The following is a 589-nucleotide window of genomic DNA, read 5'->3' as shown; positions in this document are numbered from 1 at the left end:
CGGGCATTCTTAGAGAATCTTCAGGAATCACGTAAGCCCGGCCCCAAATCTAAAACATTAACCATACCTGAATTAGAAGAACGATTGGATAATATTGCAAGGAGCCGTGGTGAACAAGGGCTTAACGAATTCCGTGATCAGGCACGTCATATCAGCGAAGAATTGGGGATGCAAAAAGAATTCGAGAAGCTTAATAAATTAGTCGGTGCTATTCTGACCACGAAACCATCCAGTATTTTAAGATCTCCTCTAGCTATTGCAAGAGCGTTTGGTCATCCTTATGATCCTGTAAGGATCGCACTGTTTGAAAAGCTTTTTGTAGAGCTGCAACAACGGGAGTTTGTTAATCTACCCGAAAGAAATACAACTCAGCTGGCCTTTCGTAATTTTGCTTTTTTTGAAGCATACTTTTCTAATTTTATAGAGGGTACTAGATTCGAAATCGAAGAAGCGAAGCAAATCATAGAAACTAGCAGGCCTCTACCCTCCAGAGACGAAGATTCACATGACATTCTGGGGACTTACCATTTGGTTAATAACACCAAAGAAATGTCAATTACTCCTGATTCTCCCGACAGACTTATGGAAA

General features: G+C 40.7%; 1 protein-coding gene. It reads left to right on the top strand.

What is annotated here, in order from left to right; genetic code table 11:
* Positions 1 to 589 (top strand): hypothetical protein (locus tag AB4Z50_RS35905; protein ID WP_441887269.1); only part of this gene is annotated, 589 nt, incomplete at both ends.

The organism is Paenibacillus sp. 2TAB26, from assembly GCF_052115145.1.
GTDB lineage: Bacteria > Bacillota > Bacilli > Paenibacillales > Paenibacillaceae > Pristimantibacillus.
The sequence above is the reverse complement of the archived record's forward strand: the minus strand, read 5'-3'. Positions and strand labels throughout refer to the sequence as shown.